Source organism: Flagellimonas alvinocaridis (genome assembly GCF_965248585.1).
GTDB classification, from domain to species: domain Bacteria; phylum Bacteroidota; class Bacteroidia; order Flavobacteriales; family Flavobacteriaceae; genus Flagellimonas; species Flagellimonas alvinocaridis.
This window is the reverse complement of the sequence record NZ_OZ252111.1, coordinates 3296443-3313818: the sequence shown is the minus strand read 5'-3', so window position 1 is coordinate 3313818 and position 17376 is coordinate 3296443. Positions and strand designations below refer to the sequence as shown.

Annotated in this window: 15 protein-coding genes; all 15 read right to left on the bottom strand. The window is 42.0% G+C overall.

Translation table 11 applies throughout. The annotated features are described in order from the left end of the window. Positions 1-7: 7 nt before the first annotated feature. Positions 8-760 carry a LytR/AlgR family response regulator transcription factor gene (locus tag ACP14V_RS14825; RefSeq protein ID WP_136564674.1) on the bottom strand — a complete coding sequence of 251 codons (753 nt, stop codon included), beginning with the start codon at positions 758-760 and terminating at the stop codon, positions 8-10. A 929-nt stretch (positions 761-1689) separates the two neighbouring features. Next, on the bottom strand, positions 1690-2355 hold the full coding sequence (locus ACP14V_RS14820; protein WP_136564673.1) for a hypothetical protein: 666 nt from the start codon (positions 2353-2355) through the stop codon (positions 1690-1692). A 249-nt stretch (positions 2356-2604) separates the two neighbouring features. Then, a complete protein-coding gene (locus ACP14V_RS14815; protein WP_136564672.1) occupies positions 2605-2982 on the bottom strand; it encodes a hypothetical protein in 378 nt (125 codons plus the stop codon). A gap of 231 nt (positions 2983-3213) precedes the next feature. Further along, a complete protein-coding gene (locus ACP14V_RS14810; RefSeq protein ID WP_272608763.1) occupies positions 3214-4221 on the bottom strand; it encodes a dienelactone hydrolase family protein in 1008 nt (335 codons plus the stop codon). A 22-nt stretch (positions 4222-4243) separates the two neighbouring features. Next, on the bottom strand, positions 4244-5194 hold the full coding sequence (locus ACP14V_RS14805) for a PorP/SprF family type IX secretion system membrane protein (RefSeq protein WP_136565513.1): 951 nt from the start codon (positions 5192-5194) through the stop codon (positions 4244-4246). Between the two features lie 12 nt (positions 5195-5206). Beyond that, positions 5207-9235, bottom strand: coding sequence for a T9SS type B sorting domain-containing protein (locus ACP14V_RS14800; protein WP_424987570.1), 4029 nt, complete (start codon positions 9233-9235; stop codon positions 5207-5209). 729 nt (positions 9236-9964) lie between these two features. Next, a complete protein-coding gene (locus ACP14V_RS14795) occupies positions 9965-10294 on the bottom strand; it encodes a YegP family protein (protein ID WP_136564669.1) in 330 nt (109 codons plus the stop codon). Between the two features lie 146 nt (positions 10295-10440). Beyond that, the gene (locus tag ACP14V_RS14790) at positions 10441-11640 is read right to left on the bottom strand and encodes a glutamate-5-semialdehyde dehydrogenase (protein WP_272608761.1); all 1200 of its coding nucleotides are present in this window, start codon (positions 11638-11640) and stop codon (positions 10441-10443) included. A gap of 9 nt (positions 11641-11649) precedes the next feature. Then, positions 11650-12420 carry a glutamate 5-kinase gene (proB, locus tag ACP14V_RS14785; RefSeq protein WP_272608760.1) on the bottom strand — a complete coding sequence of 257 codons (771 nt, stop codon included), beginning with the start codon at positions 12418-12420 and terminating at the stop codon, positions 11650-11652. 3 nt (positions 12421-12423) lie between these two features. Next, positions 12424-13230, bottom strand: a complete 807-nt coding sequence (gene proC, locus ACP14V_RS14780) for a pyrroline-5-carboxylate reductase (RefSeq protein WP_136564666.1) — start codon at positions 13228-13230, stop codon at positions 12424-12426. A gap of 27 nt (positions 13231-13257) precedes the next feature. Next, on the bottom strand, positions 13258-13449 hold the full coding sequence (locus ACP14V_RS14775; RefSeq protein ID WP_116217043.1) for a hypothetical protein: 192 nt from the start codon (positions 13447-13449) through the stop codon (positions 13258-13260). 22 nt (positions 13450-13471) lie between these two features. Continuing rightward, complete coding sequence (gene rpsU, locus ACP14V_RS14770; RefSeq protein WP_116217044.1) at positions 13472-13666, bottom strand: 30S ribosomal protein S21; 195 nt, start codon at positions 13664-13666, stop codon at positions 13472-13474. 8 nt (positions 13667-13674) lie between these two features. Next, complete coding sequence (locus tag ACP14V_RS14765) at positions 13675-14118, bottom strand: GNAT family N-acetyltransferase (protein WP_136564665.1); 444 nt, start codon at positions 14116-14118, stop codon at positions 13675-13677. A 346-nt stretch (positions 14119-14464) separates the two neighbouring features. Further along, the gene (locus tag ACP14V_RS14760; protein WP_272608759.1) at positions 14465-15622 is read right to left on the bottom strand and encodes an alpha-hydroxy acid oxidase; all 1158 of its coding nucleotides are present in this window, start codon (positions 15620-15622) and stop codon (positions 14465-14467) included. 45 nt (positions 15623-15667) lie between these two features. Beyond that, on the bottom strand, positions 15668-17365 hold the full coding sequence (locus tag ACP14V_RS14755; protein WP_272608758.1) for a beta-N-acetylhexosaminidase: 1698 nt from the start codon (positions 17363-17365) through the stop codon (positions 15668-15670). Between the last annotated feature and the right edge of the window lie 11 nt (positions 17366-17376).

The following is a 17376-nucleotide window of genomic DNA, read 5'->3' as shown; positions in this document are numbered from 1 at the left end:
GTTTTTTCTAAAGCCGTTTCATGGCTTCCATGAGCTCATCCTTTTTCCTTGGAGATATGCTAACATGCATATCGTTGCTCATAATGATATACCCACCATCGGATTTTACATATTTCTTTACTTCATTGAGATTAATAACGTAACTGTTGTGAACCCTCATAAACTGGTAGTCCCCCAAAAGATTCTCATATTCTTTCAGGTGTTTGCTGACCATGAGAGTGTTTTTGTTTTTTAGGACGAATGAAGTGTATGATCCATCCGCCTTGCAAATCACAATATCTTCAATGGCAATGAACTCCATACCGGCAGTAGTGGCCAGGCAAATTTTTTCTTGTTTGTGGTTTTCTTTGGCCAAACTCTGCATTAGAGTATCTATTTGTTGACGGTAAACATTGGTGTCCATCCTGTTCCTTGCCTTTTCAACGGCGTCTTGAAGCTCACTAAGGTCAATGGGCTTTAACAAATAGTCAAGGGAACTAAATTTAATGGCTTTAATGGCGTATTTTTCAAATGCGGTGGTAAAGATGACTTCAAACGTTGGATCTTTTATTTGTGTGAGTACGTCAAATCCCAAACCAGATTGTAGTTCTATGTCTAGAAACACAACATCCGGACTATAAATTGAAAGTACTTTTACTCCCTCGGAAACGGAACTGGCTGTCGCGATAACTTTAACATCTTTGCAGAACTCTTCAAGCATGGATTTTAAGGTCTCCCTGCTATGTTTTTCATCTTCAATGATTACTACTTTTAAGGTCATTTGGCTGGCTAATTTTGTGGTTGTCTAATTTTATAATATGATTTTTGAGAGTCCTATATATTTTTTGATGTATTTTCCTTCAATTTTGAAGGAATATTAATATTTTTTGTATATTGCCGATATTGGGAACAGGTTCGTTCTGAATCTTTTCCTGAACAGCTTAATATTGTTGTACCCTAAATCGTTGCCCAATGGATTTAAGGTATGAATAATTTTTGTCTTTGATTGGGTGTATTAGTGCTTCACAGAATTTTTTTAAAACATTTTGTTTAGAATAAGCTGTAATTTGTTTTATAGAGCTTCTCTAATTTCTAATGAATTTATGAACATCGTCCAAGAAAAAGTAGGCTGGTAATATGCTAAGATGGGTGGTGTGGGCTAGTTTGTCAAGGTATGATTTTCCATCTGTTCATTGGTATGGTAACGTTGCTAAAGATTAAAGCAAGGTTGTTAGCATCTATAATCAATTTTGATTGCTCTTTTTCAATAAAAAAAACTCACCACTTTCTTTCCTCTATATCGCTGTTGCGCAGCATAACCCCATACTTGCTTTTAGCACTTTTTAAAGGAACTACTAATGGTGAGCTCATTTTATTGGTTCAATGAACAGTGTTTAGAATCTATTATTTTTAAATCCGTTGGGCCACACAACCTTCATCGCCAGAACTGAAGATTAGAGTTTTATGTCTACGTGCGGCCCAGTTTCTTTATTTTATTTGTTTAGGGTAAATCTACTTGCCTTGTTTATATTTTCTTGTGTTGACTTGACGTAAGTACGTTTTGAGTTCATGGATTGTACGTTTGAATTTATGAAAGCAATAATGTTTATAGTTGTAAATTGATAATAGGCTGGAAAAATGGGATTTCTCAATTTGTGAAATCCCATTTGAACATATAATAATGAACACTAAAAATTTAGTTGAACATGTCTACCCAGTATAATAGAGTCTGTTCTTATTGGATTGTAAAATTGAAGACTTGGTCTTTAATCCTGTTCTTTTTGGTGCTTGGGAAACAAAATGACCTTTAAAGTCTATCACTGCGATATTACTGAAATAGCCAAGTATGTCCTCATAACTATTCCAGTTGATACCCGCTCTCCTAAGCCTTCTATGAATCGGGGATTTCTCAGGTTTTGCCCCCCAATCCCCGTTAATTCTTTGGTCTTTGGATTTGATAATGAGAATTTTAACCTTACTTAGGTGGTTATACGGAACATAGAAATTGGAAACTCCATCATTCAGAGATTTAAAGGTTACATAGACCTTGCCTATATTTTTATAAACATTGGCGGTATAACCCATATCTGCATTATTAAATGGGAGCTTAAGACAGGTATCCTTGGACTCCAGATAGAAAAGAATGGGATTGTTACTAAGAACTTCCTCGGTAATTTGTGGAACGTCCAGAGTAAAGGACCATCCAGGCAACTGCTTGGTAACATCAAAAGATAATAACTCAACAGTATTGAAAAGCCCTGATGTATTTTCTTTACTAAAATTGGCTAATGACGAAGGCCTGTTAAAAAGGTATAGCGGATATCCAATTATTATTGCAGCGCAGACTAGGGTCCAGATTATGGTAAACAGTTGCATAGGTGTATGTTTTTTATTTAAAAAATTTGGGAACTTTCTCAAAACATACTCTAAGTAACAAATAAGGTTTCAATCACTTTACCCCTAATATATGGATGCCCCTTATGAATTGACGAATGAGAACAGTCTGATGAAATGCATTTTTTACCGATGAAATACATCGATGTTTTAAGCTAAAGCTGTAATAGAACATTTAACAGGCCACCAGCAATCCGTAGGTATGGAATAATCTCTTTACTTTATTCCCTCTCAGTTTTCCTTGCCCTTTACTTCCTCCAATTGACCAACAATTTTCATTACATCATAATTGGCAATTTTTTGGGTGCTGTAATTCCTTTTAATGTGGTTTACATAGGTGTGTATTTCAAGGGTATAGTAATTTTCGAGCTCAAATATCGAATCTTTGATCAATTCTGGACTTTCTCTTAGCGTTCTTTTGCCATAAGACCTTGCATGGTACACAATCTTGTAACTGTCGTTTTGCTCATCTATCCACTCAATGGTCACCTCAATAAAGTTGTCCATTCGTTCCTTAAGCTTATAGGTTGCTTGTTTAGGGATTTTTCCATGTTCATACTCTGTTTTCACAAGGTCTAGAATCCATTTTTCAAGAAAATTTTCTTTCATTTCGGTTAAATTTTGTTTGGGTGTTCTGATTTGGGATTTGGTCTTTAATAGTTTTGATTTTTGTCCACTTTTAATGGTTCTGTATAGACCATTCTTTATTTTTTAGTGATTGCTTGTTTCAATTTTTTGCAGGTAGTTAATTGAAGGTGTTCAACATTTTGGTTTGATGAGCATTGTGGGAGGAGGTTGAAGAACGGACACAATACAAGAATGCTAGGGAATTCTAATGGATTAATCGATATGCAATATTTTTCTAAGCCAATCAATGGTCTTATCCCTTGCTATTTTGCTCTGACTATTGTCATCAGTATCAAATCCATGGCCAACTCCGTTATAAATGTTCAGTTCCACAGGGCGTCCTTTCTCTGCCAATAAGTTTGCCAAACAGATGCTGCCCTCGGATAGAGAATCATCAATAGGTATTTGAAATAAGATGGGGGCATAATTTTGGTAAATATTTTTTTCAAAGGCATTGGAATTGCATGTACTGGATCCCCAGTAATTGTACCCGCCAGACCCTCCATAATAGAACACTCCACCAGAAAACCCTTGTTGGGGTTTTGGTTCTGGAGGCATTACTCCAGAAGAAGTATCATATTCCTTACCATTAAAACTTTGCGTCCACTCCCAGTCAAGAGGGGTGGAGTTGGTGTCATAGAGTGTTGATATCACCGATGTTCCACCATCCGAAAATCCAAGTAGGGCTATGTTAGCGGGGCTGATCATGGAATTTCCATCTTCGAGCTTAAGTTTTTTGAGTTGTGTTAAGACCGCATTGGCATCTCTTGACCTAATAAATTGGGAACTGATTTTAAAATTTTCTGGCGGTGTTTCCCATTTTCCGGATTTTTCGACAGCGCCCCGTCCTGAAAAACTATCCACGAAAGCTCCAACAATGCAGTTGTTGTTGAGCAACTCCTTCCATTCACGGAATTGACTGCTCATGACCCTGCCATCTGGGTCGTCATCTTTCCACATCCCACCAGAACCATGTAACACCACAACAGCAGGTAAAGGGGAGTTGTCAGTGCAGCCATGTGGAAAGGAGAGATACACAGGAACCTTTACATTATGTACCGGGACATAAACAATAGTATCTTCTATAGACGAATCAACAACAATTTCCCGTATTTCGGAATCAAAAACACCATCGTCATTATTACACGATGAGAAAAACAAAATGCAGCTAAAAAATATTGGGAGGTTAAGTAGTTTGAATGATTTGGGAAGTGACTTCATAATCAAATAGTATTAATAGTGGTTAATAAGTACATGTGCAATTGGAAATACCTTGGAACAAATCAATGCCCAGGGTCAGTACATGGGTTCCAGTGGAATACCCCAATATTTCATTCATGATGAGTTGATAGGAATAGCCAAAGTAAAAATCCCCCTTCTTGAGTCCCATTATTGGTGCAACATAGAGTGGAGAGCCAAATTGGTCGTTCAAAAAACGATATGTAAGCCCAACGTAGTAATAATCAAGAAAATCATATTTTTTTACCCTAAGGTTTACATCGGTCACCGACCGATTGTCGTTTTCAAAATATTGAAGGAATACAGAAGGCTCAATTTCGTAGTCCGATCGTTTACTTTTTCTATAGGTATAACCAGAATAGAGGTAGTAGTTTCTTAGAGTGTTTGGCTCAAAGATGGGATTGAATTTTTTGAAATCTTTGTTTAGAATATTGGCAACGTTCAAGCTTAAATAAAAACTACCCTTTCGGTACAAGGTGCCTAAATCAAAATTAGGGTTGCTGGATGCGCGATCATCTATCACAGCTTGATCGTCATTGTTTTTAAAATTCTCAATATCTATCCTGAATTGGTTAAGATTAAAGGACATGGCAAATGAAAAGTAATGAGACTCATACTTGTTGAAGGTCAAATGATGCGCAAAAGAAATTTTACCCCCACGCTGTTTGGTCTCCCCGTTGGAATCATTGTATAGTACCATTCCAATGCCCGACCTGTTTCCTAAGCGGACATCTGCTGAAAGGGATTGGGTGTCAGGAGCATCTTTAACGCCTACCCATTGCGTAAGACCGTTCATTCTAACCTTTACGAAGTTGCCAATACCGGCATAAGAGGCCGACATTAAAAAGGGGTTGTCCGATAAATACTGAGACAATTGGGGAATAGTTAACTCTTGCGCGTTTCCACTCCCCATGAACAGAGTAATCAACAATAATAATCCAGCAATTTTCCTCATCATCATCTAATTTTATCTGTATAATGTAAAGTGACCTACAAACTCACGCCCTGATCCGTCGTTTAGTTTAACGATATACCAGTAGTCACCCGAAGGCATAGGCTTGGACTCATATTGGCCATCCCATCCATAGTCAAAAGCTCCTATAATTTTGATTTTTCTTCCGTACCGATCAAAGATGTAGGTCTGTACATTTGGGAACCACTCCATGTTTCTTGGTCTCCAATAATCATTCTGCCCATCATTGTTTGGCGTAAAGAAATTTGGGATCGAAATTTCAATAAGATTTAGGGTAATGGTCTCCGAAGTTTCACAACCATTACGGTCCATAACCCTAACTATAAAAGTTCCACTCCGATCTATTGAGAAGGTATTGGAAGGGGTTCCGGGATTATCTTCAAAATAATAGGTGTATGGAGGAAACCCTCCCATGGCAGTGGCTGTTATCTCATTTACATTGATATTGGCCAACGACAGGCTTACTGGTTCTACTTGGCCTATGTTGAAAGGAATTTCCTGAAGACAACCATTGGTGTGCAATATAGATAGTGAGTGGTTACCTGGAGCAATATTCTCAAAATTAGGAGTCATGATAAAATCATTGGGGCTTGTGGAATCCAGGGCGTAGAGAACAGCATTGCCGATGGATGGGTCGGACAGTGTGACAGCAATAGTATTGGAAGACAATCCGGAATCACATAAATAGATGGGTTCTATGGATGCATCAAGATTGGGCCCACCAGCCAAGATTTCAAAGTTGGCTTCAGATTGACAACCATTTTGGTCTATCACGGTCAACGTATGGTTTCCAGTAGCTAGATTATCAAAGGAAAAAGCATTCTGGTTAAAGATTGTGGATGGCATTGAATCCAATTGAACGGTAAGAGGCAGATTTGTATTGAAAACATTTACATGTACGATACCATCTTGGCTTTGCCAACAAGTCTCATTCTCTACATTGGTCGATATCTCAAATCCAGTGATGTCCACCTCAAAGGAGTTCTCCACGTCGGGGCATGACCCTGTCCCTGGGCTGAAGACGTAGAGTGTTGTTGTCGTGGTTATGTCGTCCCCTGCTGATAGGGCGTTGCCTCCCCCGCCGGGTGCATCGAAATAGTTGCCGTTGGCAAGGGCCGGCAGGGTGTAGGAGTCACAGCTCTCCACATCGGCGGGTGCGTCCGCCAGTGGGGTGTTGTTTATGGTGACGTTGAAGGAGTTCTCCACGTCGGGGCATGACCCTGTCCCTGGGCTGAAGACGTAGAGTGTTGTTGTTGTGGTTATGTCGTCCCCTGCGGATAGGGCGTTGCCTCCCCCGCCGGGTGCATCGAAATAGTTGCCGTTGGCAAGGGCCGGCAGGGTGTAGGAGTCACAGCTCTCCACATCGGCGGGTGCGTCCGCCAGTGGGGTGTTGTTTATGGTGACGTTGAAGGAGTTCTCCACGTCGGGGCATGACCCTGTCCCTGGGCTGAAGACGTAGAGTGTTGTTGTTGTGGTTATGTCGTCCCCTGCGGATAGGGCGTTGCCTCCCCCGCCGGGTGCATCGAAATAGTTGCCGTTGGCAAGGGCCGGCAGGGTGTAGGAGTCACAGCTCTCCACATCGGCGGGTGCGTCCGCCAGTGGGGTGTTGTTTATGGTGACGTTGAAGGAGTTCTCCACGTCGGGGCATGACCCTGTCCCTGGGCTGAAGACGTAGAGTGTTGTTGTTGTGGTTATGTCGTCCCCTGCGGATAGGGCGTTGCCTCCCCCGCCGGGTGCATCGAAATAGTTGCCGTTGGCAAGGGCCGGCAGGGTGTAGGAGTCACAGCTCTCCACATCGGCGGGTGCGTCCGCCAGTGGGGTGTTGTTTATGGTGACGTTGAAACTTTCTTCATCATAACAAACTCTGGAGACCCCTCCTCTTTCATCATATATATACAAGGTCATATCTGTAGTGATGATGTTTCCTTCAGAATATATATTGCCACCTCCCAATGGCCCTCCAGGTAAATCATAGTAGGCTTCGTTACCTGAAAGGTCAGTTCCTGTTATTTGTGGAAGCGTGTAGGATTCACAGACTTCTTGGTCGGGAATATCATTTATATTAGGTGTGATGTATACATAAATAGTTTGTTGAACATCTAGATAGTTGTTATAGATGTCCGTTACTCTATAAATACGGGTTATGGTTTCCGGATTGATTAGACCGTCTGAAATATCACCAATATGGGTGACGGTATCTACTGCGCAGTTGTCTGCTTCATCAGTGACTACGCTTGGGTCTGGTATAGGAGTAGAGTCGCAAACTGTTATGGTCGAAGGATTGCTTGCTGTGGGAGGTGTATTGTCCCTAAAGGCAATAGTGAAAACATCTTGATGTTCAAAATCTATATTGTTGAAGTAAGCATTCTGTGAACCATCTACGCTGGTTGCAGCGATTTCGGTTTGTGTTCCTGTAAGAAAATTACCATCACCATCGGTATCAATTATAAGAACTAAATCGCCACAATTCCCATTGTTCAAAATATTCGAACTTGAGAGATCTATGCGTACACTTACACCATTGATTGGATCCACACCACCAGGGGATACTGTTTTTTGAATTTTCCATTCCCTGCCCATTCTTGTACTGTAGTTGGTGGGAAGTTCAATTGCGGTTTGATTGATATCGCCATGGTTATTTCCCCATAAGAGATAATTGTGAAGGACAGATGTGGTGGTGGTTGAGACACTATTGGCAGTTGTATTGTCTATTATTGGCCTGGATGTATCCAAATTATCATTTATGAAATCGCTATTGGTGGACATGGTTACGATTGCTTCGATATTTTCACTTTTGGCAATACGCTGGTGTAGGTTGTATCTAAGTTTTAAATCGCCAATATCATTGGGAAGACCTGATTCAAAGTCATCATAGCGATCTCTTCCCAGACCGGCGATGTCATATAAATATATAGGGTCTGGTAGCCAAATGGGAGTTCCATCAGCCGCCAAATAGGTATAACCTTGGTTTCCAACCATACTGCCCAGTTGTCCGCCGATATTATTTAGAGTGATACCATATTTAATAGCCAAATAGCTTTCCACCCTTTGAATGGAATTGGTGTCCAATGGACCATCGGCCAATAAGATTTCGGCAATGTTTCCTGTGAGGTTTCGATTGGAGTCGTTACTGTTGAAATGTTTTCCCAGTTTATTGAATAGGTATAGGTCCCTTTCTATACCAGGATGGTTTTTTATGATGCTAATGTCAGGCAAACCATTGACTTGAGTGTTCAGCACCTCATCCTCCAATATTATATCAGTATCTACTTGTCTTATTAGAACCCCAATAGTGGGCAATCCCTGAAGATCAATACCGCCACTCTCAAAATCGCTCCATGTGGTCCAAGTTCTTCCAATGGAAAATCTATTGCCATCAGAAATACCAATAGATAGGTTGGTAGTGGAACTATGGTGAGTGTCTATGTCACCACCAAACAATAGGCGTTGACTTTCTGCGGTGTTTCCCATTCCACGGGCTTTGAAGACTATGAAAACAGTAATTTCTTCCCTTGATTCGGAACGAAAGTGCAAAGCATTGCCAACTCCACTACCATCAAATTCAATGGATGGATTAAAGTTCATGTCATTTCTGCGGAGGATAGGAACTCCAGGAATTGGCCCTACAGGGTCAAGGAAAGCGGGAGAACCAAAAGGAGTTACACCATCCGTTTGAAAATGCCCAAATCCATCAGGATATGCAAGAGGGTAGAGCAGGGGCGTTGGATGCTGAATAGCATCTTGTGAACTACCATCTATAAAATCGTACCAAGTGGTCACCGAAGTCCCATCTGCAGGAGGTAAAGGAGTAAATAAATGAAATTGACCCACAGGAGTGGGTGAAATATTTACGGCTCTGTCTGCAGTGAACCATGTGTCTACATGTTGGCCGCATATTGGAGTGGCCAAAAAGACCATCCATAGAATTAAGGCATATTGAGATGCTTTTTTAGTAAGATCTGGGAATGACAATTTTTTTGCCGCTGTCCTTGAGAGGGTTAAGTGTAGTAAAAGTTTTGTCATAACAAGTAGGTTTATGATGTTTCTTGTTGGGTTAAAATCAAGAAATGGATTTGGTACTATAAAATAAAGTGCTTTCCTGTTTATAGAGGGAGGTCAATTAACCAATGGGTGTTTAGAATTGACGAAAGGGCTAAATGAATTGATGGAAATTATCGACAATCCTGATAATTAGAGTTTTTTGAGAACATTTTATCGAGGGCGAAAAAAAGCCGTCAAGAGAACTGACGGCTTTACTATTGATGTGTCCAAAAGAAATGAGATAACCAAACCTTACATTCTCAGTTGAATTATGGACCCAATAGTTGTTTTGGTTGTTGGTGTTCTATTTAAATTTGAGTTCAGTTTAAAGAACTCTTTAATTTTAAAAAAGAGGAGGCTTTAAAAACCATTACAACCAAGGAATTTTAATAAATTCCTTGGCGTAACGGAAACCTCAACTAAACTAAACACTTTTGTGACCTTTGGTCCTGAAAAGTGCATTGCTATATGTGCATGCGTTAAAATTGATCTTGCTTTTCAATTGGCTTAACGCTTACTTGCACGACAAACATAGTGCGTTATGTTTTTTCAAAGACCTCCCAATTTATGGATGCCCTGTTTGATCCAACGAATGGGGTAGTTCAATTGATGGGAATAAAATTTATGGGGTAAAAAAAAAGAAGTATGTCAAAAAAAACAGCCCTTAAAAGGGCTGCCATATTTATTTCCAAAATTGGATGTTTCCAAGAATCATGAATTGTCATCGACTGATGCACTTGGAGCATTGGTTTTTACGGAAGCAATCCCATTTTCCATGGCAGAAGTGCTGGAATACATTTCACTGTTACCGATTACCTGACCGTTGGAAGCCTTCAGATTAAAGTAAGGGCTGCCGTCCTTGGCAGTCTTTCTGTCGAACCTGCCATCGTCTTGAGAATTCTTTCGGACAGATTCAATTCCGTTCTCGCAGGCGGCTTTGGTGGTATACGCTTCACTGCTTAAGATCACTTGGCCATTGTTGGCCTTTAAATTAAACCTGAACTGACCAGATTTATCTGTTTTGATTTCAAATTTTCCCATACTGAATATATTTTGTGTCTTAAATCTAGATATTTTCTTAAAAAATGACCAATAAATAGGTGTAAAATTACCATTAAGCTAACAGATAATTGGCTTTTGTACAGCAACTGAACCAGTCATTACCAGTAAGAACTGTAAAAGATGTGCTATACACGGACTTGCCCATCCCCAAACACATAGTATTTGTTGGTCACCAATTGTTTAAGCCCCAAGGGTCCCCTATGGTGCAATTTATCGGTACTGATGGCGAGCTCCGCACCCACACCCATCTGTCCACCATCTGTGAAACGGGTGGAAGCATTTTGATATACCGCCGCACAATCCACATTTTCCATGAAGGTCTGGGCCATGGTATTGTTTTCGGTCATGATGGAGGCCGAATGCCCTCCGGAATGGGTGTTGATCTTTTCAATGGCCTCATCCAAATTGTCCACGGCCCCAATCACACATTTCATGGCCAAGAACTCCTCTTCCCAAACCGATGGGTCGGGAATGACATTCTCTTCAGATAAGATGGCTTTCACCTTTTTATCGACCAAAATTGATACGCCTTTGTCAGTCAATAGTTGTCTCAATTCTTTGAGCTTGTTTTCATAACCTTCAATCCTTGTGTCGACCAATATTTTGTCCAAGGCATTACAGGCCGAAATCTTATGGGTCTTGGCATTGATGATGACCTCCAAGCTTTTTTCCCAATCCGCTTCCGGGTGTACATAGAGGAAATTGTTCCCTCGACCACTGACCAGAACGGCACATTTGGCATGTTCTTTCACAAAAGCGATCAATCGTTCACCACCACGTGGGACAATCAGATCTAGGTCTTGGTCCGGGTTTTTCAAAAATTCTTGGGTCTGGGTTCGGTCCATTTCCAAGAACTGGATGAAATCGGAAGGGAGATTGTTCTCCGTCAAGGCCTGATGCCAGAACTTTACCAGTGCTTTGTTACTATGATAGGCTTCTTTACCGCCTTTCAACAATATTTTGTTGTTGGCCTTAAAAGCCAGTACCGCAGCTTCCACCGTTACATCCGGACGGGATTCATAAATGATCATGATGGTCCCGAACGGAGCCGTTTTGTTGATGATTTTTAATCCATTGTCCAAATGCTGGGTAGATATTTCCTGATTTACCGGGTCTGGTTGCAACCGCACTTCCTTCACGGCCTGTATCATTTGATCTACCTTTTTCTGATCGACCACCAACCTGTCATAGAGGGCTTGATCGTCCCGATCAAACGCATCCAAATCTTTTTGGTTGGCTTGGAGGAGCTCTTTCCGGTTTTTGTCCAAGATACGCTTCATGTCTGCCAATACTTTATTCTTTATATCTGTGTTCAATAATTTCATAGTCGTTTTTTAAAGGGAAACTTTGGTCCCCACTTTTTTTCCTTCAACAATGTCTATAATGATGTTCTCTTTCTTCCCGTTCACAATGTAGGACGGGATGTTATTGGCTGCCGCTATTTGGGCGTAGTTCAATTTAGAACCCATTCCACCACGACCTTCGCCTTCGGCTTTGTTGCCCTCTTCAATATACTTGTCCAAATCTTCTTTGGGCGCCACTTTTTGGATGATCTCGGAATCCTCCTTTTCGGGATGTCCGTTGTACAAGCCATCAATGTCGGTCATGAGGATGAGCTTGTCCGCATTCATCAATTGGGCAATCAACGTGGCCAATTCGTCATTGTCCGAGAACATGGACATGGCCACTGAAACGGCATCGTCCTCATTGGCAATGGGCACAACACCTTCCGACAGTAAACCTTCTATGCAATTGATCATATTGTCCCGGTGTACCCCAGGATTAAAATCCCGTTTTGTGGGCAGCACTTGGGCACACTTCATCCCGTAATCACTAAAAATGTTGTAGTAGTGCCGCATCATTCTGGGTTGTCCTATGGCAGAGTATACCTGTCTACGCTGGGTCTTGTTCTTTATTTTTGATTTTCCCAGCACCTCTTTTCCCGCGATTACGGAGCCAGAGGAGACCAAAATGGTCATGATGTCGCGTTCGTAGAGTTCGGCAATCTGTTGCACCAAACTATTGAGTACGGGTCTTACAATTCTATTGTCCTTGTTGGTCATTACATTGGTTCCTACCTTAATGACCACGAGTTCTTTATACATGGTTTAATATTCTTCGCCAAGTTCCACGGCGCGGTTAAAGGCGGCAAAGGCCGCTTCTTTTATCAATTCGTTTACATTGTTATCTTCCATGGAGTCCAAGGCGGCCCTGGTAGTTCCTCCTTTGGAGGCCACTCTTTCCATCCAAGTGTCCGGATTAAGGTTGTTCTGGTTGAACAGTTCCACGGCCCCGGTAAAGGTTTGGCTTACCAGTACTTTGGAAACATTTTCGGAAAAGCCCATTTGCAGGGCGGCCTCCATCATACTTTGCATAAAGTAAAAAACGTATGCGGGACCACTCCCCGAAATGCCCGTAGAGGCATCAATAAATTTTTCATTTTTTACTCGGAGGGATTTCCCTGTGGTGTCCAACAGGCCTTCCACCATAAAAAGCTCTAGACGGGAAACTTCGTCGGAAGAAACATAGCTAGTTAAACCCTTACCAACCTGAGCGGGCAAATTGGGCATGGCCCGTACCACTTTTTTAATTCCAAGCGATTCTTGGATAAAGCTGATGGTGACCCCGGCCATTATGGAAATGAACAGTTGTTCTGGGTTCACCAATTTTTTCATACGTTCAAATAGTTCTTCGGCATGGAAAGGTTTAACGGCCAAAAAGATGATATCCGCTTGGGGAACACAGTCCTCCAAACGGTCTATGGCATCAAAATGGGCGATTTTATCGACCTCTTCCATTTTTTCCTTTGATTTGTCCAACACCATAATGTTGCGCTTTTTCAATAGCTTGGACTTGGACATACCTGTGGCGTAGGTAAGCCCCATGTTACCTGCGCCAATAACCAATACTTTCATTGTTTTATATAAAGGGTTAGAATATTGTTAAGCGGATACATTGCAATCCTTACAGTCTTTTACTTCTCCGTAATAAGTTTCACGGTATCTGTGCAACGTGCGAAAAGGAAGGCCAAAAATGTACTCTTTGATATACGTGACCTGGGTAGTGAGTTCCCCCATTTTAACGCTATACCGTTTTTCGTACTTGGTCTTCCGCTTGATTTTTGTAAGTTTCATGATATGGTCAATGTGTTGATGACTATTCGTTTTCCCTGTTTAGGTATTTTTCCCGGTATTCGGCCGTTTTGATGGTCTTTCTTCGCCGTACCGATTTTTTGGTGTATTCCTGACGGTCCCTGATTTGCTCCAATCGTTTGGTATTTCTATACTTTCTTTTGTAGCGCTTTAGGGCACGTTCTATACTTTCACCTGATTTTACTTCTATTTTGAGCATATTTTGATTTATCTGTTCAATCTCATTTCTGTGTGGGTCACGTCAAACCCATTCTCTTTAAAAAACGCTTCTTTCGGATATTGGTTTTCGTTGGTGATATGGACGGCTACGTCGCCTTTACAGTATTGAAGGGTGTATTCCAAGAGCTTTGGTTCAATGTCTTTGCCGCGATGCTCCCGGTGCACCACAAAAAAGACCATGAAGTTCTCGGGGATATAATCGCCCATCCCTGTTTTGTTGACCACGGCCAGACCAAGGATTTTTTCCCGTTCCTCAATGACAAATACATATCCACCCAAGCCCGGTATTTCCTTTGCCGAATATTGAATGGCTTTTCGGATGGCATTTTTTGATGCTTTTTTTCCATCTTGGTGGTCGAATATAAAATTGGTCAATCGGGCGGTTTCCATGGTGGAAAGCCGTGTATAAGCGTCATAGGTTTTGATCACCATGCTTTGATGCTTGTCTAAAATGTTTTTTTGATAGTTTAGGGTACGTACAATTGCATAGGAACGATGCAGGTGATTGCGGAGTTTTTCCACAATGCTACATCGCAAAAATCACCACTGAAGTGGTCTGAAATTTAAAGTGTAGGTGGGATGAATTTATCCGGTTGGTTTCTAAAAACCAGATATTGAAAGCTAAGGATCCTGCAATTTTTCCTTTCGTGGAGTTTGATCTTCATCGCTGCAAAGGTAGCCAATGCAAACGGTATATGCCAATTATACTGGGTTTTATGCTTTTTATAACGTTTGTGTCACGCTTGTTTTAACAGTTTTTGGAGCTATGATCTAGGGGCTATAGGTTTTTAAAATTGGGCAATTGGGAAACATCTGGGCAACCTATTTGTTCCATTACTTGCTTCAATTGGGTCTTTAACAGCATGGCGGTATGGTCACCTCCGGATTTCCCTAAAGCCGCCGCCCCATACATAAAGGAACGGCCCAAAAATGCAAATTGTGCCCCACTGGCCAAGGTTCTGGCAATGTCTGGTCCTGAGCGCACACCACTGTCCATCATCACGGTGAGTTGATCTCCATATTTTGCCGCTATCCGGGTCAAGGGTTTTATGGTGGATTCCCCGGCATCCAATTGTCTACCTCCGTGGTTGGATACAATAATGCCGTCCAATCCCAAGGATATGGCCTTTTCGGTATCGGCTTCCGTGGCGACTCCCTTTAGAACCAGTTTTCCTTTCCATAGGTCCCTGATTTGGGCAATTTTATCCATATCCATACGCTTGCTAAAGGTCTGGTCCATGAACAATCCCAATTGTTTTAAGTTGAGTCCTTTGGGCATATAGGGTCGCAACACCTCAAAATTGGGTTGGCCATGCTTTAGGGTTTCAAAGGCCCATTTGGGTTTGCCCAATACTTGTAGAATATTGGCAATGTTCATCTTTGGCGGCATGGATAGCCCATTTTTAATTTCCTTGGCACGAAACCCAAAAACGGGGGTATCGCACAAAAGGACCAATACGGGGCAGCCGGCTGCCTCGGCACGTTGAATTAAATCGTCACGGACCGATTTCTCCGTGGGATGGTATAATTGGAACCACGCTTTACCTTCGGTAATCTCACTGATGCGTTCTATGCTCGATGTGGTCACCGTACTCAGAATAAAGGGGATGTTATGGTCAAAGGCAGCTTTCGCCAGAATTTCAGGCGAATTGGGCCACATCAACCCCTGAAGCCCTATGGGAGATATCCCAAAAGGGGCATCATACTCCTGCCCAAAGATTTTAGTGGTCATGTTGGCCTCTTTGTAGGCATCCAAATATCTGGGCAACAATTCCACCTCCCTAATTTCCCGGGTGTTCTTTCTCAGATTCACCTCTTCGTTGCATCCACTGTCCAAATATTCAAAAGCAAATCTGGGAATGCGTTTACGGGCTCCTTCTCGGAGGTCCTCAATGGAGGGATATCTAGGATTGAATTTTGGGGTATACCGGGCCATATCTGCTGTGTTTCTTCTATCTGCGTGGTTCCAATTGTTATGCGGTTACTCCGATGGAGTGTTTTCCGTTGCTTCAAAAACGTGTTTGGCGTAGTTGTAGCCTTTGGTTTCGTACAGTTTTCGCATATGGTTCAATCTAGATTTGAAATCTTCAAAATCCATATCCTCTTTTTGCGACCAAACCACTTCAGATAGTGCAGTGGCTCTGGGCAAGGCCATATATTCCATATGCTCATCCGTTGGGATATACTCGGACCAAATGTTCCCTTGGGCTCCCAAGATATAGTGCTGTTGATCGGCCGATAATTCCTCTGGAACAGGCTCGTAGCTATATACTTTTTCAACCGGTAAGAAACCACCAATGGACAAAGGCTCATTGTCGGTGTCCTTGGACTGATAGTGATCAAAATAACAATGGGAATTTGGAGTCATGATTACGTTGTGGTCTTGTTTTGCCGCTTCAATGCCTCCTTTTACACCTCTCCAGGACATTACCGTTGCATTGGGGGCCAAACCACCTTCCAAGATTTCATCCCATCCGATGATTTGTTTGCCTTTACTATTGAGGTATTTTTCCATTCGGGTTACAAAGTAACTCTGTAGGGCATGTTCGTCCTCAAGACCTTCTTCTTTGATTCTTTTTTGGCAATTGGGGCAACGTTCCCAGTTTTTCTTTGGGCACTCGTCCCCTCCAATATGGATGTATTTGGATGGGAAAAGGGCGGTTACCTCGTCCAATACCCCTTCCAAAAAGGCAAAGGTCTTTTCTTTTCCGGCACAGTAAACATCATTGTATACCCCCCATGACTCTTGAACTACCTTGGGTTGGCCGTTTTTCTGTTGTTCTTTTGAAGCTTCGGACATTAGACCGTTGGGCACTTCAGTAGGTTCCTCAGGGAAGCAGCTCAAATATGGGTAAGAAGCAATGGCTGCTTGGCTGTGACCGGGAAGTTCAATTTCTGGAATCACCTCAACATGGCGCTTTTGGGCATAGGCCAAAACCTCCCTTATGTCATCTTGGGTATAGAAACCACCGTAACGCTCATTATCATTGGTTTCTCCAGGATAATGACCGGTTATGGTTCCATTTCGGTAGGCTCCAACCTTGGTGAGTTCAGGATATTTTTTGATTTCTATACGCCATCCTTGGTCTTCGGTCAAGTGCCAGTGGAAGGTGTTCATTTTGTGCATGGCGATCATGTCGATGTACTTTTTTACAAAATCCACATCGAAGAAATGACGTGCCACATCCAAGTGCATTCCCCTGTAAATGAAGCGGGGTTGATCTTTGATGGAGACAGCAGGTACAGTAATATCGGTAATGGATGACCCTTCTTCGGGTAAACTAATCAACTGTACAAGGGACTGTATGCCATAAAAAACACCTTTGGCGTTCTTTCCCGAAATGTTGATCTGGTCAGGAGTCACGTCAAGCGTGTATCCTTCTTCATTTTCAATTTGATCGTTTAGGGCGAGGGCGATGCTGGCCTTTTGGTCCGTAATGGATGGACTTACTTGAGTCAACTGTTGGATGGACTCAGCAAGAAAAGTCGTCTCTTCCTTAAGGCCTTCGGCAGCACTGATGGAGGTGCCCCCATCTATCACAAACTTCCCAACCTGCATGGTCAACTCCGCAGGTTTTGGAATCACTTGATAGTCTTCCGAGGTGTTTTGAACGTTGTCGTACTTTCCGGTACAGGCCATTATAAAAATGGCCCCTACGGCGATAATCACTTTCTTCATAGGGTTACAAA